Source organism: uncultured Phenylobacterium sp., from assembly GCF_902826855.1.
Classification (GTDB): Bacteria; Pseudomonadota; Alphaproteobacteria; order Caulobacterales; family Caulobacteraceae; genus Phenylobacterium.
Map to the genome: position 1 here is coordinate 6,943 of NZ_CADEGK010000040.1, position 19,231 is coordinate 26,173.

Consider the following 19,231-nt stretch of genomic DNA (forward strand, 5'->3'; position numbering starts at 1 on the left):
GCGGCTTGAGTCCCTCGAAGGGCACGCCGTGTCGGTCGAACTCAATCGCCAGACACTCCTGGTAGACGCCTTCTAGGAAGCCATGGCCCATTGCAGTGTGCACATCGAACGCCGCCCGGCGGATGAGAAATGTCTCGCCGCGAAGCAGAAGCTCGTCACCTCCTGATCCGTCCATCTCGGCGTACCCCAGACCTGTCCACACTAGAACAATACAAGAACATAAATCCGTGTAAATCCGTGAAATCCGTGGTTCCGTCTCTCCCGATGTCACAACCTCAGCCGCCCGCCCGTCCTTGGCTCAGAACGGACGGAGTCGGTGGATGCGGTATTGGGATCGATACCTCGCTGGGGTGATGGCGGCGGTTTTCACGGCCAACGGACTGGCGATGCTGTTCGCGTCGCTGGCCTGGTACGACGCCGTCCCGGGGGTGACGGCCACCGGGCCGTTCAACCCGCACTTCGTGAAGGACATCGGCGCCGTCTACCTGGCCTGCGCGCTGGGCCTGGAATGGTTTGCCTGGCGGCCGGCGCAGGGATGGCCAGCGATGGCGGTGGCCGCCACATGGCTCACGCTGCACGCGGCGGTCCACGTCTATGACGCCACCTGCGGCGCCTCCCCGGTCGCTGATCTCCAGCGCGATTTCGTCGGCGTCTACCTGTTCGCCGCGATCCCGCTGGCGCTCACCCTGTTCCGGAAACCGAAAGGAGCCTGACCATGATCAAAGCCGCTCTCTCCCGTTGGCTCGACGGCTTCGAGAAGACCTTCAACTACGACGCCAGCTACATGCGCCACGTGCTACGCGTCAGCCCCGCCAGTCTGGTGAAATTCGCGCTCGGAACCCGCGCGCCCGACACCAAGGCTGCGCCCGCCGAGGCCCTGGTGGCCGCGGGCCTGGTGGGCACGATGGCCGAGGACTGCGGCCCCTGCGTGCAGGTGGGCGTCGACATCGCCACCGCCCAGGGCGTCGATCCGGCCGTTCTGCGCGCCATCATCGCCGGCGACGAGGCGGCCATGGGCGAGACCGCCGCCCTGGCCTACCGCTTCGCCCGCGCCGGCCTGGCGCGCGACATGGACGCCGCCGACCCCCTGCGCGACGAGATCGTGCACCGCTGGGGCGACAAGGCGCTGGTGGCGATCAGCCTGGCCCTGGTGGCGGCGCGGATGTACCCGACGCTCAAGTACGCCCTGGGCTACGGCAAGACCTGCTCGCGGGTGGTGGTGGGCGGCGAAAATGTCGTCCCGCTGGCCCGGGCGGCGTAGGATCGCGGCGATGGATGCGGCCCTCACCGACGCCTTCGAGGCCAACCGCGCCCGCCTCAGACGGCTGGCCTACCGCATGCTGGGCTCGGTCTCCGAGGCCGAGGACGCGGTGCAGGACGCCTGGCTGCGCTGGCAGCGGGCCGGGGCCGACGTCGCGGACCCCGCGGCGTGGCTGGTGCGGACCACGACCCGGCTCTGCATCGACCGCCTGCGCGCCGGCAAGGCCGAGCGTGAGGCGTACAAGGGCCCCTGGCTGCCGGAGCCGCTGATCGAGCCGCTCACCCAGGACCCCGTGGAGCGGGCCGAGGACGTTTCGGTGGCCTTCCTGCTGGCCCTGGAACGCCTCTCGCCGCTGGAGCGGGCGGTGTTCCTGCTACACGACGTGTTCGATGAAGAGTACGCGGCGGTGGCGGAAACCCTGGGCCGCACCGAGGCGGCGGTGCGCCAACTGGCCAGCCGGGCGCGCGAGCACGTGAGTGACGCGCGACCGCGCTTCTCGGTCACCCATGAGCATGCGGTGAAGCTGGCCGCGGCCTTCGCCGCGGCCTCGGCGGGGGCGGACGTCTCGGCGCTCTCCGCCATGCTGGCCGAGGATGCCGTGATGGTCACCGATGGCGGCGGCAAGCGGAAGGCGGCGTTGCGGGTCCTTGTCGGGCGCGACGACATCATCGGGCTGCTCCAGGGCCTGAAGTGGCGCCACGGGGCTCCGCTGTTCGAGCGCTTCGAGATGGTCCGGATCAACGGCGGGCCAGGCCTGATCGTCCACTTCCAGGACGGCCCGGAGACCATGGCCTTCGAAGCCGGCGCCGACGGCCGCATCACCGCCATCTACGCCATGCGCAACCCCGATAAACTCACCCACGTCTGAAGCGCCGCCGGCAAGAAGAAGAGGACCACGCTGCGGCGCTGACGCGCCTCGCCGGGTGAGGGGTCGGCGCGGCGCCGACCCCTCACGACTTACGGCATCAACACCGTGTCGACGACGTGGATGACGCCGTTGGACTGGAAGACGTTGGCGATAGTGACCTTGGACATGCCGCCCTTGGCGTCGGTGAGCCAGACGGCGCCGTTCTTGGAGGTGGCGGTGAGGGTCTCGCCCTGCACGGTCGTCAGCATGGCCTTGCCGCCACCCGCCTTGATCTTGGCGGCGATGTCGGCAGCGGCCATGCGGCCGGGGACCACGTGGTAGGTGAGCACGGTGGTCAGCGTGCCCTTGTTCTCGGGCTTCACCAGCATGTCCACCGTGCCTGCGGGCAGCTTGCCGAAGGCGGCGTTGGTAGGTGCGAACACTGTGAACGGGCCGGGGCTGGAAAGCGTGTCCACCAGGCCGGCGGCCTTCACCGCGGCGACCAGGGTGGTGTGATCCTTGGAGTTGACCGCGTTCTGGATGATGTTCTTCGACGGATACATGGCCGCGCCGCCCACCTGCACTGTCTTTTCGGACATCTCCGCAGCCGCTAAAGTCCCAAAGCTTGCGGACAGAGCAATACCAGCCGCGACGGCGGCCATCATCTTACCATTCATTCTATAGAGTCCTCAGTATGCAGCGCCTGAACCGGCGATGATATCTATACTGCTTACGAGGCCCTTTAAGATGCGGTCGGACACTACCTTTTCTGCAGAGCCGTGACCCGCATTCGCCGAGCTCACGCCAAACATGAAAAAGCGCCGGACACGCCGGCGCTTTTTGGGACCTGGACGGCGGCTAGACCGGCTTGGCGAGTTCGCCCACGCCGACCACTGGCCCCTGCGGGCCGTTGGGGTCCTTCGAGCCGCCCGGCTCTTCGATCGAGACGGCCAAGGCCGCGCCCGCAGCGATCTTACCGGCCATGTCGGTCTGCACCGGGATGATCTTGGACCTACCCGGCTCCAGGAAACCGAGCGGCTTGGGGTTCTCCTTGCCCGCGATGAGCCACAACTCCTGCACCTTCTGGGGGTTGGACCCCTCCGGGAGCAGGGACGTGACGATGACCGCCTGGCGGTCGGGATCGTAAGCCGCAACGAACAGTGGGACGGCGCGGCCGCTGGTCGCCGTCAGGCTCGCACTGATCAGCTCGCCCTGCGGCCGCACCTCCCGGACCTCGGTGACGATCCGCGGCGGCTGGGCCAGGATCACGGCGATGGCCGCCAGGCTGGCCGCGGCCAAGCCGAAGCCCCCCATGGCGGAGTTGCGCCAGAACCGCACGCGCCCGGTCGTGGCGGCGTTGTCATTGGCCGGCAGGCTGCGCTCGATCCGCCGCCACAGCTCGTGCGTCGGCGAGACCGCCGCGACCTCGGCGTACATCGGCGCCAGGCGCTCACGCCAGGCCTCCACCTCGGCCGCGAAGGCCGGCTCGCGGGCCATGCGCGCCTCGGCGTCACCTCGTTCCCGCGCGTTCAGCACGCCCAGGGCATGCTCGGCGGCGAAGGCTTCCGATTCAGAAAGATCAGGAGCTTCGCTCATGATTGGAGACATCCCTTGAGTTTCGCCAATCCCCGACGAATCCAACTCTTCACTGTCCCCAACGGAGCATCCATCCGCTGCGCCAGCGCCTCATAGGTCACACCCTCGAAGAACGCGGTGCGTATGACCTTCGCGGTTCGCTCGTCGAGCTCCGACAGGCACCCGTGAAGCCTGTTGCGATCATCCGCCGCCGACAGCAGCGTCTCTGCGCTGTCCGCCCCGTCGGGGATCTCCAACTCGTCCACCGGCTCTGCGTAGGCCAACGGACCGCGGGCCCGAAGACGGTCGATCGCCCGATTGCGGGCGATCGTGGACAGCCACGTCGTCACGCTCGCCCGGGTCGCATCGAAGCGGTCGGCGCGGCGCCATATCGTGACGTACACGTCCTGCAAAACGTCCTCACTCTCCTCGCGGTCAGACAGGATACGCAGGCAGACGCCAAAAAGCTTCGCAGAGGTGGCGTCGTACAATTGTCGCAGGGCCTCGCGGTCACCTCCGGCGACGCGCGTCATCAGCGGGGTGAGGATATCGGAGGTCGTCGCGGCGGCGGCCAAAGGTCGTCCCTACGGTTGAGTCCGCCAGTCGCGGACCTGTGCCGCGAAGCTGCCCGTCTCGGACCCAAGACGCAAGTACGGGCGCCTTCCTTTCCCGCGCAACGAGGGACAGATCAGCGCTTCGGAGGGGGGTCCGCGGCGTGCAGGCGCCTCTCTCCTAAGGGAAAGAAAGGGGCTGAGCTTGTGAGTGACGTCTGCGTCGGCCATATCCCTGCGATGGACGAAACCCTGTTGAATGAGGTCGTCGCGGCCGCTCGCAAGGCCGGCGCGGATGCGGCCGAGGCGGTCGGCGCTCAGCGGCGCAGCCTGTCGATCACGGTGCGCAATGGCGCGCTGGAGGAAGTCGAGCGCGAGGAGTCGCGAGACCTGGGCCTGCGGGTCTTCGTTGGCCGGCGACAGGCCACGGTTTCCGGCTCCGACATCTCGCCAGAGGCCCGCGCCAAGCTGGTGGAGCGCGCGGTGGCCATGGCCCGCCTGGCGCCGGAGGATCCCTACGCCGGTCTGGCCGACCCAGACCGGCTGGCGCGCGGCCCCTTGCCCGACCTGGACCTGTTCGACCCTGCCGAGCCATCGCCCGAGGCGCTGGAAGAGCGCGCCCGCATCGCCGAAGCCGCCGCTCGCGCCGTGCCCAAGGTGACCAATTCCGACGGCGGCAGCGGTTCATGGTCGTCCTCCGAGTGGACCATAGTGACCAGTGGCGGGTTCGCCGGTGTCCATCGCGCGTCGAGCTTCCACATCGGAGCCTCGGCCATCGCCGGCGACGAGGACGGCATGGAGACCGGCTACGACGGCCGCTCCACCCGCTGGCAAGCGGACCTGCCGGACCCTGAAACGCTGGGCGCCGAGGCCGGCCGCCGGGCCGCCGCTCGCCTGGGCGCGCGGAAGATCGCGTCGACCACCGCGGCGGTGATCTTCGAGAACCGTCTGGCCGGCTCGCTGATGAGCCCGCTGATCGGCGCCATCTCGGGTCCGGCGATCGCGCGCGGCACCTCGTTCCTGAAGGACAAGCTGGGCCAGAGGCTGTTCGCGAACGGTATTTACGTAACGGACGACCCGCACAAGCCGCGGGGCCTGGGCTCCTCGCCCTTCGACGACGAGGGCGTCGCCAACGGTCCCCGCAACTTGATCGACGACGGGGTGCTGACGACCTGGCTCCTGAACTCGGCTTCCGCCCGCCAGCTCGGCCTCACCACCACGGGCCATGCTTCGCGCGGACTGGCTGGGCCGCCGGGGGTGTCGACGTCGAACCTCACCTTCCAACCGGGCGAGCGCGACCAGGCCGGGCTCATGAAGGATGCCGGCAAGGGTCTTCTGGTCACCTCGATGTTCGGCCCGTCGCTGAACGGCAACACCGGCGACTGGTCGGTGGGCTGTTCCGGGTTTTGGTTCGAGGATGGCGAGCTCGCCTATCCCGTCAACGAGATCACCGTGGCCGGCAACCTGCTGGAGATCTTCGGCCGCGTGGTTCCGGGATCAGACCTCGAGATCCGCGGCTCCGCCAACGCCCCATCCCTGCTGGTCGACGGCCTGGCCATCGCCGGTCGATGAGCGAGCTGGCGGGCGACCTCGCCCTCATTCTCGACGCCGCCCACGAGGCCGGCGCGCTGGCCCGCGACCTGCGCCGCAAGGGCCTGGAGATCGAATACAAGGCGGACGACAACACCCCGGTGACCAACGCCGATCTGGCCACGGACAAGCTGCTGACCCGGCGCCTGCGCGCGGCGCGGCCGGACTATGGCTGGCTGTCCGAGGAAACCATCGACGACTCCAACCGTACGGAGCAGCGCAGGATCTTCGTGGTCGATTCCATCGACGGCACCCGCGCCTTCCTGAAGGGCCGGCCCTGGTGGTCGGTATCGATCGCGGTGGTGGAGGACGGCCGGCCGGCGGCCGGCGTGGTGTTCGCCCCTGAACTCGATGAGAGCTACACGGCCGCCGTCGGCAAAGGCGCGACGCTGAACGGGGCGCCGATCGCCCCCAGCGCCGTGGCCCTGCTCGATGACTGCCGGATGGTCGGCGACCCCGCCATGTTCCGCCACCCGGCGTGGCCGATGCCATGGCCGGAGATGCGGGTGGAGCCGCGCAACTCGACGGCCTACCGCATGTGCCTCGTGGCGGCCGGGGTGTTCGACGCGGCGGTGGCACCGGTGCGCAAGTGGGACTGGGACGTGGCCGCCGGCGACCTTATCGCGCAGGAAGCGGGCTGCTTCGTGGGCGATCACACCGGTGTTGCGTTTCGCTATAATCAGGCGCGTCCATCGCAGGCGAGCCTGATCTGCGCCACGCCGGCGCTGGCCCCGTTGATCCTGGCGCGCGTCTCCCATATCGGCGCGCGCTCCTGACCGCAGCTGAATCGAGCCCCCAATGCCCGACAAGCAACTCCTCCACCTCGTGATCGGCGGCGAACTGAAGTCGCTGGCAGGCCCGCCCGAGTTTGCCGACCTGACCAAGGTCGACCTGGTGGGCGCCTATCCCACCTATCGCGACGCCGAGCGGGCGTGGCGCGCCCGGGCGCAACAGACCGTCGATAACGCCCTGATGCGCTATTTCGTGATCCACGCGCACAAGCTGCTGGACCCGGACTCCGACGACCACGAGCACGACCACTAGCCGGGCAGCGGCCTGACGTAGCGCAGGCGCATCCGGGGCGCTCCGTCCGGCCCCTCGTCGTGCACGGTCCCGGCCTCTGTGAACCCCGCTGCCGCGGCCGTCCGCCGGGACCCGGTGTTGTCGGCGTCGATGTGCGCCTCCAGGCGTCGCGCGTGTTCGCCTCGGGCCGCTTCGCAGAGCAGCGCCACCGCTCGTGCCGCGAGGCCGCTGCCCCGGAAGGCGGGATAGATCCAGTACGAGACGTTCAGGCTCTCGGAATCGAGCCATCGCAGTTCACAGCCGCCCGCGAGCGCGCCGCCGGCCTCCCGGATCGCATAGACGATGTTCGGCCTCCCTGCGGCGCGCGCGGCGATCCAGCCGCGCATGACGTCTCGAACATGGTCCAGCGGCGCGGCCACGTCGGGATCGGGCGCGTCAAAGCGCAGCCGCATCTCGCGATCTTCCGCGGCGGCGTGGACCTCCGCGTCGGCCACGCGGTAGGCGTCGAGCCGGATGGTCTCGTCCGCCAGCACGTCGGGCAACCGCAAGGGCGCGTCCATCCGCCTACTCCCGTCTCAGCACGCTCTCGGTCAGCACGTTGCCCCACATGTTCGTGCGAAATTCGGCCTTCATGCCGGCGGGGTCGTACATCGGGCTCTCCACCCATTCCAGGAAGCTCAGCCCGGCCGGTTCGCCCTCGGTGAGGTAGCGGGCGAACGTGTAGTCGAGGACGCCCGTCTTGCCGTGACGGATGTGCAGGTAGCGGAAGCTGAGCTGCTCCAGAGCCTCGCGGATCGTCTTGCCCTTCCGAAAGTGCATGTAGAGGACGCTCATGATGCCGGCGCGGTCCGCACCGGACTTGCAGTGCATCAGGGCGGGATAGGCGATCGTCTCGAACAGCCGCTTGGCGCCCAGCACCCGCTCGCGGCTCGGGACCTCGCGTGAGGTGATGGTGAAGTCGACGAGGGTCATCCCCAGACGCTGGCAGGCGTCCTTCTCCAAGGCGTGGAAGCTCGCGTCGAAGCCGCCGCGGAGGTTGACGATGGTGCGGATGCCGCGGGCCTGCCAGGCGGCGATCTGGTGCGGCCAGGGCTGGTTGGCGCGCACCAGCTCCTCGGAGATCCAGTGGGCGTTGGAAAAGCCCAGCCGCAGGTAGGCGTGGTCGTTCCACAGGTAGTCGAGATAGGTCTTCACTCGGCCCCATGGGGTTGCGAGATCGAAGCCGGCGGGCGCGTCGGTCATCGCCGCTAGGTAGGCGAAAACGACAGCCGGGACTACCGGGCGATGGGCGGCGGCGGGAAGGCCAGCGGCGGCGCCGTGGCCCCTGGCGAGCCGGCCACCGCCGCGTCGTAGAGCGCCAGGCCGGCCGGGCTGTAGGTGACCGCCTCGACCAGCAGGAAGGCGCCCAGCATCGCTGCGACACCCCAGCCCCAGGCGGGGTGGACCCGTCCCCGCCGCCGCCAGTCAGTGACCATGCCCGCCAGCGGAAACAGCATCGTCGCTGCGAAGGTCGCCTCCCACGCCCAGGGGATCAGCAGCGGCATGGGGAGCAGGCGGCCGAAGCCAGGCCCCAGCAGCATCGCCATGGCGCAGAAGTGCAGGCGCCGGTGCCAGTCCGTCTGGCGCCGCAACAGGATCGCCGCGGCGGTCAGGCCCGCGAAGGCGAACAGCGACACAGGGTCGAAGACCAGGAACTGCAGCGGCCGGAAGAAGAACGGGACCCCGCCCCGGCGCAGCATGGCGACCGTCACCAGGCAGCCCAGCACGAGCATCGCCGCGATCCAGCCGATGCTGAGCCAGCCCAGGCGCCGGTGGAGGGCGGTGCGGCCCGTCGCGGCGAACACGTTCTGCAGCAGGTAGATCCCCAGCCAGCCCATGAAGACGACGGCGTGCGCGTGGACGAGCAATGGCGCGGCGAAGCTGGACCGCCCCATGGCCAGCTGAAGTGAAAAGCCAGACACCAGCACCACCGCCATGGCGATGGCGCCGCCCAGGAAGAAGCCCTCGTCCCCATCGGCGGTCAGGGGTGGCCTGTCAGCGATGATCGCCATTTCGATCTCCCACAGCCATGCTACCGCCAATGGTGAAGCTCTGCCACCGCCGCTTGACGCGCCGGCCGCAACGTCCGATCCCAAGCCGATGAGCGAGCGTCCCCCGCCGGAGCTGCCTGCCCGCGCCCTGATCGCCCGCGTGGCGCGGATCTATCTGGCGCCGCGGTGGATGGGTTGGACGACCGCGATGCTGGCGGCGGCGGCGGTGGCATACTGCAGCGCCATGCTGGTGCAGATCATCGAGCCGGCGGCCAACGACCTCCTGGTGTTCAAGAAGCCCGGCGCGCTGCTTGCCATCCCGATCACGATCGGCGCGCTGGCGATCGGGCGAACGGTGGCCCAGGTGATCCAGGCCACGCTGGTGAACCGGATCGGCAACGCCGTGGTCGGCGACGTGCAGGTGCAGCTGTTCGGCAAGCTGGTGCGGGCCGACCTGGCGCACCTGCGCAGCCGCCACTCGGGCTCCTATGTCGCCTCCGTGCTCTACGACGCCGGGCTGATCCGCGAGGCCGCGACCGCGGGGATCGTGAACTACACCCAGAACCTGCTGACGCTGCTCGGCGCGATCGTGGTGATGGTGGGCAACGACTGGGCGCTGACCCTGGTGCTGCTGACGGTGGCGCCGCTGGCCAGCGTGATCATGCGCCGGTTCTCGAGACGGACGACCAAGGCCGCCCGTGGCGCCATGGCGGAGACCTCCAATCTGTCGTCGGCGATCATGGAGAGCCTGGACGGCGTCCGGGTCGTAAAGCTGGAGAACCGCGAAGCCTACGAGGAGGGCCGTGTCGCCGAGGTGGTGCGACGGCGGCAGAAGCACCTCACGAAGGGCGCCAACGCGCGGGCTCGCGCCGCACCGGCCACCGAGCTGCTGATGACCCTGATCATCGCGGCGGTGTTCGCCTACGCCGGCTGGCGGGCGACGCACGGCGAGATGAACGCTGGCGCGTTCTTCTCCTTCGTCGCGGCGCTGACCATGGCCTCCCAGGCCCTGCGCCAGCTCGCCAACCTGCAGACGGTGTTCGCCGAGGGCATGAGCGCGGCGCAACGCCTGTTCGCGGCGCTGGACGTCGAGCCTGAGGTGCGCGAACGCCCTGGCGCCGCCGACTTGCCGAACGGCGCGGCGACGATCGCGTTCGCCGACGTCGGCTTCACCTATGGCGCAGAAGGTCCGCCGACCCTGAGCAACGTCAGCTTCCAAGTGCGGCGCGGCGAGACGGTGGCGTTGGTCGGCCCCTCCGGTGGCGGCAAGACCACGATCCTGAACCTGATCCCGCGCTTCTATGACGTGACCGACGGCCGCGTGACGATCGACGGCCACGACGTGCGGGACGTGACCCTGGCGTCGCTGCGCGAGCAGATCGCCCTGGTCACCCAGGAGCCGTTCCTGTTCGACGACACGATCCGGGCGAACATCGCCTACGCGCGGCCGCAGGCCAGCGACGCGGAGGTCGAGGCGGCGGCGCGCGCGGCGGCGGCTCACGACTTCATCGCCGCCCTGCCCGACGGCTATGGCGCGACCGTGGGCGAGGCCGGAACGCGGCTGTCGGGCGGCCAGCGGCAGCGGATCGCCATCGCCCGGGCGTTCCTGAAGGACGCGCCGATCCTGCTGTTGGACGAGGCCACCAGCGCGCTGGACACCGAGAGCGAGGCCCAGGTGCAGGCGGCCCTGAAGCGGCTGATGGCGGGGCGCACCACCATCCTGATCGCCCATCGCCTGTCGACCGTGCGGGGCGCCGACCGGATCTACGTGATCGACGCCGGCCGCATCGTGGAAACCGGCGACCACGGCGCCCTGGTGAAGCAGCGCGGCCTCTATGCGCGCCTGGCGAGGCGCCAGGACCTGGAGGCGGAGCCGGCGGCTTGAAGGGGTTCCTGCGCAGCGACGGGGTGCAGGCGCTGCTGGGCTGGCTGCTGGGGACCTATCTGCGGGTGGTGCTGCGCACCGTTCGCTGGCGGCACGAGAACGTCGCCTGCGTCGAGCCGGTCCTGGCGGATGATACGAGGGGCGCCATCGCGCTATTCTGGCACGGCCGCATCCCGCTCTGCCTGGCGACCGCGCCTCAGTGGTGGAGGAAGCGCACCCGGGCGCTGATCTCGCCCTCGGCGGACGGGGAGTTCATCGCCCGCGCCCTGGCCATGTCCGGCTTTCCCGCGATCCGCGTCTCGTCCGCCAAGCCCGGCGACACGAAGAAGATGCGCCAGGCCGTGGCGGCTATCCGCGAGGCGACGAGCTGGGTGAGGGGCGGCGGCGCATTGGTGGTGACGCCTGACGGCCCGCGCGGGCCCAACGAAGTGATCGCCGAGGGATCGCTTCAGATCGCCCGGCGCTCGGGCCAGCCGGTATATCTGATGGGCGTCGCGGCCAGCCCGGCCTGGCAGTCGGCCAGTACGTGGGACCGGGTCATGTTCGCCGCACCGTTCGGCCGCGGCGCGGTGGTGTGGGACGGCCCGCTGTACGTGCCCGCCGATGCCGACGGCCCGGCCATCGCGGTCCTCATCGCGGATTGGTCCGCGAGACTCTCGGCCGCGACGCGGCGGGCGGAGGGGATGGTCGCGCGCTAGCCGCCGTTACTTGGTAGCGCATTGATCGCCCCGGCGGTCGGTGGGACATAGGCGTGGATGGCGCACGATCATCATCATGGGCACGACCACAGTCACCACGCACCGGCGAACATGGGCCGGGCGTTCGCGATCGGGGTGGGCCTGAACCTGGCGTTCGTAGCGGCGGAGGTGGCGGCGGGGCTATGGACCGGGTCACTGGCGCTGCTGGCCGACGCTGGGCACAACCTCTCCGACGTGCTGGCCCTGTTGCTGGCCTGGGGCGCCACTGTCCTGGCCCGCAGAGCGCCGGCCGGGCGGCGGACCTACGGGCTGCGCAAGGGCACCATCCTGGCCTCGCTGGCCAACGCGGTGCTGCTGTTGGTTGCCGTAGGGGTGATCGTCTCAGAGGCGGTGCGCCGGTTCGCCTCGCCCGCGCCGCTGGACACCGACGTGGTCATGCTGATCGCGAGCCTGGGGGTGCTGATCAACGGCGCCACGGCGATGCTGTTCATGCGCGGCAGCCAGGCGGACCTCAACGTGCGCGGCGCCTTCCTGCACATGGCGGCCGACGCCGGCGTGTCGCTGGCGGTGGTGGCAGGCGCCTTCCTGATCGCGACGACTGGCCATCTGTGGATCGACCCGGCGCTCAGCCTGCTGATCGCCGCCGTCATCGTGCTGGGAACCTGGGGCCTGCTGCGCGATTCCGCCGACCTGGCGCTGGACGCCGCGCCGCGGGCGATCGATGTGGACGAGGTACGCGGCTGGCTGTCGGGGCTGCCGGGGGTCGAGGATGTCCACGACCTGCACATCTGGGCGCTGTCAACGACCGAGACCGCCATGACCGCCCACCTGTTGCGGCCACAGAACCGCGACGCCGACCGCTTCCTGGCGCTGGCCAGCGAAGGGCTGGCGCACCGTTTCCACATCGCCCACACCACGTTGCAGGTGGAGACCGACTCAGGCTGCGCCCTCGCCTGCGCGAAGGTGGCGTGATCCCGACCTTGCCGCTCGCCCTCTATGGCGCAGCGACGGCAATGCTCGAACCGTTCGCGCCGCTGGTCCTGAGAGGAAGGGCCCGTCGCGGCAAGGAGGACACAGCGCGGCTCTCCGAGCGGTTGGGGCGAGCTGGCGTCCCGCGCCCGGACGGCGGGCTGGTCTGGCTGCATGGAGTGAGCGTCGGCGAGGCGACCTCGCTCCTGCCGCTGGTCGCCGGCTTGCTGACGCGGCGGCCGGACCTCGCCATCCTGGTCACTTCTGGCACGGTCACGGCGGCGGCGATGCTCGCCCGGCGGCTGCCTGATGGGGTGCTCCACCAGTTCGCGCCGGTGGATACGCCGGGAGCCGTGCGCCGCTTCCTCGACCACTGGCGACCGGACGCGGCAGTCTTCGTGGAGAGCGAGCTGTGGCCCAACCTGATCGCCGCTGCGCGGGCGCGGGGCGTGCGCCTGGCGCTGGTCTCGGCGCGGATGACGCAGGCGAGCGCCCAGCGCTGGGGGCGCTGGGCGGCGTCGGCGCGGGCGCTGCTGGGCGCCTTCGAGCTGATCCTGCCACAGGACGAGGCCACGGAGGCGCGGCTGCGCAGCCTGGGTGCCGCGCTTGGATCGCACGTGAACCTGAAGCGGGTAGGCGAGCCGCTGCCGTTCGATCCCGACGCGCTCAACCGGATGCGCGACGCCGCGGGCCGTCGCTCCGTCGTGCTGGCCGCAAGCACCCACGAAGGCGAGGAGGAGATCATCGCCGACGCCTTTCGGCGGGCGCTGCGCGATCCGGACGAGGCGTTGCTGGTGATCGCGCCGCGGCATCCCGGGCGCGGCGGCCGGCTGCGGACGCTGCTGAATGCCCACAGCCGGTCGGCCAACGAGCCGCCGACCGGAGCCGTATATCTCGCCGACACGCTCGGCGAACTCGGCCTCTTCTTCCGGCTGGCCGACGTTGTGGTGATGGGCGGCAGCTTCGTCCCCGGGATCGGCGGCCACAATCCGCTGGAGCCGGCGCGGATCGGGCGGCCCATCCTGACTGGGCCGGATACCTTCAATGCGGCGGATGTCTACGCCGAGATGTTCGCCGAAACCTGCGCCATCGAGGCGTCCGACGCTACCACACTCGCGCGCCACATCCGCGGCCTGCTGGACAACCCGGCGATCGCGCGGCGGATGGGCGAAGCGGCCGCGGGCTATGCGCAGCGCCAGGGCGCCGCGCTGGATAGGGCGCTGGCGTTGATCGAGCCCCTGCTGCCGGCATGAAGCTCAGCACGCCCCGCTGGTGGTATCTTCGACGCACGCGCGTGGCCCCGGTCATGCGGCTGGCGCTGACGCCGCTGTCGTGGATCTGGGCGGCGGCGACGGCGCGGCGGATCGCTCGCGGGCGGCCGTTCGACCCGGGTATCCCCGTGATCTGCATCGGCAACCTCACCCTGGGTGGCGCGGGCAAGACGCCGGTAGCCCGCGAGATCGCGCGCCGGGTGGGCGCACCGGTGCTGTCGCGCGGCTACGGCGGAGTCCTCCCCGGCCCGGTGCGGGTGGACCCGGGGCGGCATACGGCCGGCGAGGTGGGCGACGAGCCGCTGATGCTGGCGGGCGACCTGACCGTCTGGGTCAGCCGCGACCGCGCCGCCGGGGCGCGGGCGGCGGCGGACGATGGGGCGAGGCTGATCGTCATGGACGATGGCCACCAGAACCCCGACGTCGCCAAGACCCTGTCGATCGTGGTGGTCGACGGCGAGACGCGGGATGACGAGTGGCCGTTCGGCGACGGCCGCGTGTTCCCGGCCGGTCCGCTCCGCGAGCCGCTGAAGGTCGGTCTGGCCCGCGCCGACGCCGCCGTGGTCCTGTTGCCCATCGACGTCGCGGCGGCCGATCCGGAGCTGCTGGCGGCGCTCTCCTCCGTGCCGGTTCTGGTGGCGCGGCTAAGGCCGGCCGGGGCGCCGTCCGCGGGGCCACAGGTGGGGTTCGCGGGCGTCGGCAAGCCCTGGAAGGTGGAGCGCAGCCTCCGTGCCGCCGGCTGCGAGCTGGCGGACTTCTGGCCGTTCCCGGACCACCACGCCTATGACGAACCGACCCTGCGCCGCCTGGCCGAGCGCGCGGCGCAATTCGGCGCGGGGCTGATCACCACCGAGAAGGACTGGGCCCGCCTGCCGCCGGCGTGGCGCGATCGCGTGACGCCCTGGCCCGTGCGCGCGGTGTTCGAGGACGAGGCGGCGCTGGACGCTCTCCTGGCGCGCGCCTAGGCGGCAGAGGCGGGCGCGAGCGCCGCGACGGCCGACGCGCGCCCCGGAGCGCTCTCCTTCATGAGGACCATGGCGACGAGGCCGAGCCCAACCGCGGTGGTCATGTACCAAGCGGGAGCCATGGGGCTGCCGGTCACCTTGATGAGCCACGTTGCGAAGAACTGAGCGCCGCCGCCGAAGACCGAGATGGCCAGGGCGTAGACGAGCGCAAGGCTGCCCGCGCGGGTTCGCCTGGGCAGTGACTCGGTGATCGCCACGAGGTTGGACGTGGTGGCGAGCGACGCCAACGCGCTGATCAGGAACGTCGCCCCATAGAGGACCGCGGGCGCCTTGAAGGTGTTCATCAGCCAGTAGCAGGGCAGCGCCACCGCCAGCAGGCCGATCCAGGGGATGATCATCATCGGCTTGCGACCGAAGCGGTCTGACAGCACGCCGCCAGCGAAGCTGAAGACCATGCCCGCCCCGCCGCTGGCGACGGTCGCGCCAAGCGAGACGTTCGCAGGCAGGCCAAGGGTCGCCTGGGCGTAGGTCGACAGGTACGTGAGCATGTAACTGACCGTGGTGCCGGCCGCGAGGATCATGAACGCGCAGACGAGCAACCGGACATATCCGTTCAATGCCGACGGGGGAGCTTCGCTCGGCGGCGCCGGCTGATGCAGGGTCTCCTCGAGGCTGTGCCGCAGCATCAGGCCAATCGGGATGATGACGCCGCCCAGAAGGAAGGCCACCCGCCAGCCCCACGCGTCCAGGGCGGCGGCCGAGAGGAGCGTAGCCAGCACCACGCCCACGGCGCCCGCCGCGAAGGACGCCGCTTCCTGGCCGACATACTGCAGGGACACGAAGAAGCCGCGCCTTCCGGGAGGGGCCGCCTCCATAAGATAGGCTGTGCTCGATCCAAGTTCGCCGCCAAGCGCGAAACCCTGGATCATTCTCAGTATGATCACGACGATGGGGGCGGCCATGCCGATAGCGGCATAGGAGGGCGTGACGGCGATCCCCAGCATGGCCGCGCCCATCAGGCCGAAGGACAGCAGCATCGCGGGCTTGCGTCCGAGGCGGTCGGCCAAGCGCCCGATGACCAGCGCGCCCAGCGGCCGGGTGAGGAAGCCGGCGCCGAATGTGGCCAGGGAGGCCAGCAGGCTCGTGGTGGGGTCATTCGACGGGAAGAAGGTGCGCCCTATCTGCACCGCGAAGTAGGCGTAGGTCAGGAAGTCGTAGAACTCGAGCGCGTTGCCACTGACCACAGCCGCCACGTGGCGCGCAGGCGGCCCTGCGCGCGCGTCACCCGCGATCGACGCCATGAGACTTCCCCCAACCCGTTGGGGAGCCGGCCATGATGCTCGGCACAAGTCAATCGAACCCTGAGAGCGTTCAGGGATCTGGCGCGAGACGCCACAAACGCTGGCAACGGGTCGGACCCGGACCTTGTCTTCCGCCCGAGGCCGCCCTTAACCGCGGTTGGCTCTAGGCCGCCCCGGCCTTCTGCGCGAAAGCCCAGCCTGTCTTGGCCATCACGCCCACGCGCTCGGCCTGCTGCGCCGCCTCCGGGTGGTTGGCCGTGCCGTCACGCACGCGCCCGACGATCCCCTGGTAGATGCCGCAGAGGCGGAAGGCATTGTAGGCGAAGTACCAGTTGAGGTCCGGCAGGCCCGCGCGACCGGTCTGTTCGCAGTAGTAGGCCACCGCCTCGTCCATGGTCGGAATGCCGTGGGCCTTCAGGTCCGGCAGTTGCGAGATGCTGCCGTTGATCCAGTTCATCAGGAGGTAGGTGAAGTCCGCCAGCGGCTCGCCCAGGGTGCCGAGTTCCCAGTCCAGCACCGCGGTCACCCGCGGCTCGGTGGGGTGGAAGATCATGTTGTCGAGGCGGTAGTCGCCATGGACGATCGAGGTCCGCTCCTGCTCGGGAACGGTCTTCGGCAGCCACTCGATCAATCGGTCGACCTCCGGGTTCACCTCGGTCTGGGAGGCCTTGTACTGCTTGGTCCAGCGATCGACTTGGCGGGACATGTAGTTGCCCGGCCGGCCGTAGTCCTCGAGGCCGATGGCGGCGTAGTCGGTATTGTGCAGGTCGGCCAAGGTCTTGATCTTCGCCCTGTAGATGGCGCCCCGCTCGGCGGGCTCGTACTGCGGCAGGGTCTGGTCCCAGAGGATCCGGCCCTCGACCATGTCCATGATGTAGAACCAGGTGCCGATCACGCTGTCGTCGGTGCACAGCGCATAGGCCTTGGCCACGGGGAAGCCCGTGGGACCCAGCGCGCTGATCACCTTGTACTCGCGATCGACGGCGTGGGCCGAGGGCAAGAGCTTCCCCGGCGGCTTGCGGCGCAGGACGTACTTCTTGCCCGGCGTGACGAGCTGATAGGTCGGGTTGGACTGGCCGCCCTTGAACTGGCGGACCTCCAGCGGCCCGGCGTAGCCCTCGACATTGGTCTGCATCCAGCGTTCGAGCGCGGCCTGGTCGAACCGGTGGTTCTCCGCGACCTCCTTGGTGCCGGTGTTGGCCTGTTCACGAGCCTGTTCGGCGGCGACGGCTTCGGCCATGGCGTTTCCCCTGCATTGGTTGCGCACGTTCTATCGACCGATCCCGGCCGGGAGCAAGGCTTGACGCGGCGTCCGACCACCCGCAACTCGTGGCCATGGTCGAGGACCTCACGTCGATCATCGAGATCGCCGCCCCGCGCGAGGCGGTGTGGCGCGCCCTCACCGAGCCAGCGCTCGTGACCCAATGGATGGGCTGCCTGCGCTTCCAGCCGATTGCCGGCCACATCTTCTACCTGCAACCTGACCGGGCGCGACGGTCGGCTGACGATGTGAGCGATGCCATCGCCTGCCGGATCGAGATCCTGGACGCCCCGCGGCGGATCTCCTTCAGCTGGGGCTTCCCGGACGTGCCCGACACCTGGGTGGACATCCGCCTGCGCCGCATCCCCGGCGGCACCTACGTGCGCCTGGTCCACTCCGGCTGGAACCAGTTCGACGATCGGGAAACGGAGGATGTCCGCGGCGGCCTGGGCCACGCCTGGCACAGCGTGGCGCTTCCCAGGCTCCGACAAGTGGTGGAGCAGTCAGGACCGCAATGGGCGCTCTCACCATAGAATCGTCGTGGCCCGGACAAGCCCGGCCATTGACGATCAGGTGGGAGAGAGCGCTCGCCAGCCGATGTCGCGGCGGTGGAAGCCGCCCGGGAAATCGATGGCGTCCACGGCGGCGTAGGCCTTGTCGCGGGCCTCGCGAAGGGTAGGCGCGCGGGCGCACACATTGAGGACGCGGCCGCCGGCAGCGCGCAAGGTTCCGGCGGCGTCCACCTTCGTGCCCGCGTGGAATACGACGACGTCGGGGCCGAAGTCGGCGTCGGCGCCGGTGATATCGCCGCCGGCCTTCGGCGCGGCCGGATAGCCCTCGGCCGCCAGCACCACGCAGACAGCGGCGTCGTCCCGCCACACCGGCGGCGCAATCTCCGCCAACCGGCCCGTAGCGCACGCCATGAGGTACGGGACGAGGTCGCTTTCCAGCCGCAGCATAAGCACCTGGCACTCCGGGTCGCCGAAGCGGGCGTTGAACTCCACCAGCTTGGGGCCGGCGCGGGTCGCCATCAGCTCCACGAACAGCACCCCACGATAGGGCGCGCCGTCCTTGGCAATGCCAGCGAAGGCGCGCTCGGCCAGCCGCTCGCGCACCTGATCCACCAGTTCCGGCGTGAATACCGGCGCCGGCGAGTAGGTCCCCATGCCGCCGGTGTTGGGCCCCTTCTCGCCGTCGAAGGCGCGCTTGTGGTCCTGGGCCCAGCCGAACAGCATCGAGGTGGTGCCGTCGCAGAGCGCGAACAGCGAGCCGATCTCGCCCTCCAGGAACTCCTCGATCACCACCCGCGCTCCGGCGGCGCCGAACCGGCCGCCGAACGCGTCGTCGATCGCGGCCTCGGCCTCCGCTCGTTCGGCGGCGATCACCACACCCTTGCCGGCCGCCAGCCCATCGGCCTTGATCACATAGGGCGGGATGAAGCGGCCCAGCGCCGCCTTGGCCTCGGCCGCGGTCTCGCACACGGCGTAGGTCGAGGTGGGCAGGCCGTGGCGGTCGCAGAAGGCCTTGGTGAAGGCCTTGGAGCTCTCCAGCCGGCCGGCGGCCGCGGTGGGCCCGAAGCAGGCTATGCCCGCAGCCTCAACGGCATCGGCCAGCCCCGCCTCCACCGCCGATTCCGGACCGATCACCACCAAGTCCGCGGCGATCTCGCGGGCCAGCGCGACCAGGCCGGCCACGTCTGTCGCCGCCACCTCGCGTAGCTCGCAGTGGGCCCCCATGCCGGGGTTGCCGGGGGCAGCCACCAGACGCCTGACCAATGGCGAGGCGGCGATCTTCCAGGCCAGCGCATGCTCGCGCCCGCCCGAGCCCACAAGCAGGATGTTCATGGCGCGGCTTTGGCGCGGGCCGCCTAAGGGGTCAAGGGGAGACGCCGCCCCTCGCCCAGCGGCCCACAGCCATCCGCGCGTCCGGACTCTCGGCCTTTGGGGCGCTCGAGGCCGGCCAGGTGACCTCGGCCGGATCGCGCGTCAGGCGCCACGCCGCCGC

Annotated in this window: 22 protein-coding genes; 12 read left to right on the top strand and 10 right to left on the bottom strand. The window is 70.1% G+C overall.

The genetic code is table 11. The features are described 5' to 3' along the window. A partial coding sequence (locus QZV94_RS25105) for a GxxExxY protein (RefSeq protein ID WP_367254182.1) occupies nt 1–175 on the bottom strand: 175 nt, incomplete at its 3' end. Nucleotides 176–320: 145 nt separating this feature from the next. On the opposite strand from QZV94_RS25105, the gene QZV94_RS07940 reads away from it, so the two are divergent. Genes QZV94_RS07940 through sigJ form a run of 3 tightly spaced genes read left to right on the top strand, consistent with a single transcriptional unit; the run spans nt 321 to nt 2,129 of the window. Next, nucleotides 321–713: a hypothetical protein gene (locus tag QZV94_RS07940; protein WP_293677271.1), complete on the top strand. Its 393-nt coding sequence runs from the start codon at nt 321–323 to the stop codon at nt 711–713. A 2-nt stretch (nt 714–715) separates the two neighbouring features. Then, nucleotides 716–1,261, top strand: coding sequence for a hypothetical protein (locus QZV94_RS07945; RefSeq protein WP_293677272.1), 546 nt, complete (start codon nt 716–718; stop codon nt 1,259–1,261). 10 nt (nt 1,262–1,271) lie between these two features. Then, entirely contained in the window at nt 1,272–2,129 is an 858-nt protein-coding gene (gene sigJ / locus QZV94_RS07950; RefSeq protein WP_293677273.1) for an RNA polymerase sigma factor SigJ, read from the top strand. A gap of 89 nt (nt 2,130–2,218) precedes the next feature. Here sigJ and QZV94_RS07955 read toward each other — a convergent pair whose 3' ends face one another. The 3 genes from QZV94_RS07955 to QZV94_RS07965 all read right to left on the bottom strand — a co-directional run bounded on the left by QZV94_RS07955 (nt 2,219) and on the right by QZV94_RS07965 (nt 4,258). Then, nucleotides 2,219–2,707, bottom strand: a complete 489-nt coding sequence (locus QZV94_RS07955; RefSeq protein ID WP_293677274.1) for a fasciclin domain-containing protein — start codon at nt 2,705–2,707, stop codon at nt 2,219–2,221. 259 nt (nt 2,708–2,966) lie between these two features. Then, the gene (locus tag QZV94_RS07960; protein WP_293677275.1) at nt 2,967–3,704 is read right to left on the bottom strand and encodes an anti-sigma factor; all 738 of its coding nucleotides are present in this window, start codon (nt 3,702–3,704) and stop codon (nt 2,967–2,969) included. After that, nucleotides 3,701–4,258: a sigma-70 family RNA polymerase sigma factor gene (locus QZV94_RS07965; RefSeq protein WP_293677276.1), complete on the bottom strand. Its 558-nt coding sequence runs from the start codon at nt 4,256–4,258 to the stop codon at nt 3,701–3,703. Before QZV94_RS07965 ends, QZV94_RS07960 begins: the two co-directional genes overlap by 4 nt. A 216-nt stretch (nt 4,259–4,474) precedes the next feature. On the opposite strand from QZV94_RS07965, the gene QZV94_RS07970 reads away from it, so the two are divergent. The 3 genes from QZV94_RS07970 to QZV94_RS07980 are packed head-to-tail and all read left to right on the top strand — an operon-like array spanning nt 4,475 to nt 6,868. Further along, nucleotides 4,475–5,806 (top strand): TldD/PmbA family protein, encoded by a 1,332-nt coding sequence (locus QZV94_RS07970; protein ID WP_293677277.1) that lies wholly within the window; start codon nt 4,475–4,477, stop codon nt 5,804–5,806. After that, entirely contained in the window at nt 5,803–6,600 is a 798-nt protein-coding gene (locus QZV94_RS07975; protein WP_293677278.1) for a 3'(2'),5'-bisphosphate nucleotidase CysQ, read from the top strand. Before QZV94_RS07970 ends, QZV94_RS07975 begins: the two co-directional genes overlap by 4 nt. A 22-nt stretch (nt 6,601–6,622) precedes the next feature. Continuing rightward, the gene (locus QZV94_RS07980) at nt 6,623–6,868 is read left to right on the top strand and encodes a DUF4170 domain-containing protein (RefSeq protein ID WP_293677279.1); all 246 of its coding nucleotides are present in this window, start codon (nt 6,623–6,625) and stop codon (nt 6,866–6,868) included. Here QZV94_RS07980 and QZV94_RS07985 read toward each other — a convergent pair. Genes QZV94_RS07985 through QZV94_RS07995 form a run of 3 tightly spaced genes read right to left on the bottom strand, consistent with a single transcriptional unit; the run spans nt 6,865 to nt 8,898 of the window. Then, nucleotides 6,865–7,407, bottom strand: a complete 543-nt coding sequence (locus QZV94_RS07985; protein WP_293677280.1) for a GNAT family N-acetyltransferase — start codon at nt 7,405–7,407, stop codon at nt 6,865–6,867. The two genes, QZV94_RS07980 and QZV94_RS07985, sit on opposite strands and share 4 nt — an antisense overlap. 4 nt (nt 7,408–7,411) lie before the next feature. Continuing rightward, nucleotides 7,412–8,089, bottom strand: a complete 678-nt coding sequence (locus tag QZV94_RS07990; RefSeq protein WP_293677281.1) for a sulfur transferase domain-containing protein — start codon at nt 8,087–8,089, stop codon at nt 7,412–7,414. Nucleotides 8,090–8,121: 32 nt separating this feature from the next. Next, nucleotides 8,122–8,898, bottom strand: coding sequence for a hypothetical protein (locus QZV94_RS07995; RefSeq protein WP_293677282.1), 777 nt, complete (start codon nt 8,896–8,898; stop codon nt 8,122–8,124). An 88-nt stretch (nt 8,899–8,986) separates the two neighbouring features. Between QZV94_RS07995 and QZV94_RS08000 the strand changes: the two genes are divergently transcribed. Genes QZV94_RS08000 through lpxK form a run of 5 tightly spaced genes read left to right on the top strand, consistent with a single transcriptional unit; the run spans nt 8,987 to nt 14,665 of the window. After that, a complete protein-coding gene (locus tag QZV94_RS08000) occupies nt 8,987–10,762 on the top strand; it encodes an ABC transporter ATP-binding protein (RefSeq protein WP_293677283.1) in 1,776 nt (591 codons plus the stop codon). Beyond that, nucleotides 10,759–11,460, top strand: coding sequence for a lysophospholipid acyltransferase family protein (locus QZV94_RS08005; RefSeq protein ID WP_293677284.1), 702 nt, complete (start codon nt 10,759–10,761; stop codon nt 11,458–11,460). The genes QZV94_RS08000 and QZV94_RS08005 overlap by 4 nt, the downstream gene beginning before the upstream one ends. Before the next feature lie 57 nt (nt 11,461–11,517). Further along, entirely contained in the window at nt 11,518–12,432 is a 915-nt protein-coding gene (locus tag QZV94_RS08010; protein ID WP_293677285.1) for a cation diffusion facilitator family transporter, read from the top strand. After that, a complete protein-coding gene (locus QZV94_RS08015) occupies nt 12,429–13,682 on the top strand; it encodes a 3-deoxy-D-manno-octulosonic acid transferase (protein ID WP_293677286.1) in 1,254 nt (417 codons plus the stop codon). Before QZV94_RS08010 ends, QZV94_RS08015 begins: the two co-directional genes overlap by 4 nt. Next, on the top strand, nt 13,679–14,665 hold the full coding sequence (lpxK, locus tag QZV94_RS08020; RefSeq protein ID WP_293677287.1) for a tetraacyldisaccharide 4'-kinase: 987 nt from the start codon (nt 13,679–13,681) through the stop codon (nt 14,663–14,665). The genes QZV94_RS08015 and lpxK overlap by 4 nt, the downstream gene beginning before the upstream one ends. Here the strand turns inward: lpxK and QZV94_RS08025 are convergent. Beyond that, the gene (locus QZV94_RS08025; protein WP_293677288.1) at nt 14,662–15,966 is read right to left on the bottom strand and encodes an MFS transporter; all 1,305 of its coding nucleotides are present in this window, start codon (nt 15,964–15,966) and stop codon (nt 14,662–14,664) included. The genes lpxK and QZV94_RS08025 overlap by 4 nt on opposite strands. Nucleotides 15,967–16,129: 163 nt before the next feature. After that, complete coding sequence (locus QZV94_RS08030; protein ID WP_293677289.1) at nt 16,130–17,206, bottom strand: phosphotransferase; 1,077 nt, start codon at nt 17,204–17,206, stop codon at nt 16,130–16,132. Nucleotides 17,207–17,301: 95 nt separating this feature from the next. Between QZV94_RS08030 and QZV94_RS08035 the strand changes: the two genes are divergently transcribed. Continuing rightward, nucleotides 17,302–17,760, top strand: a complete 459-nt coding sequence (locus tag QZV94_RS08035) for an SRPBCC domain-containing protein (RefSeq protein ID WP_293677290.1) — start codon at nt 17,302–17,304, stop codon at nt 17,758–17,760. A 36-nt stretch (nt 17,761–17,796) separates the two neighbouring features. Here the strand turns inward: QZV94_RS08035 and purD are convergent, their stop codons facing one another. After that, the gene (gene purD / locus QZV94_RS08040) at nt 17,797–19,071 is read right to left on the bottom strand and encodes a phosphoribosylamine--glycine ligase (RefSeq protein ID WP_293677291.1); all 1,275 of its coding nucleotides are present in this window, start codon (nt 19,069–19,071) and stop codon (nt 17,797–17,799) included. Nucleotides 19,072–19,231 lie beyond the last annotated feature (160 nt).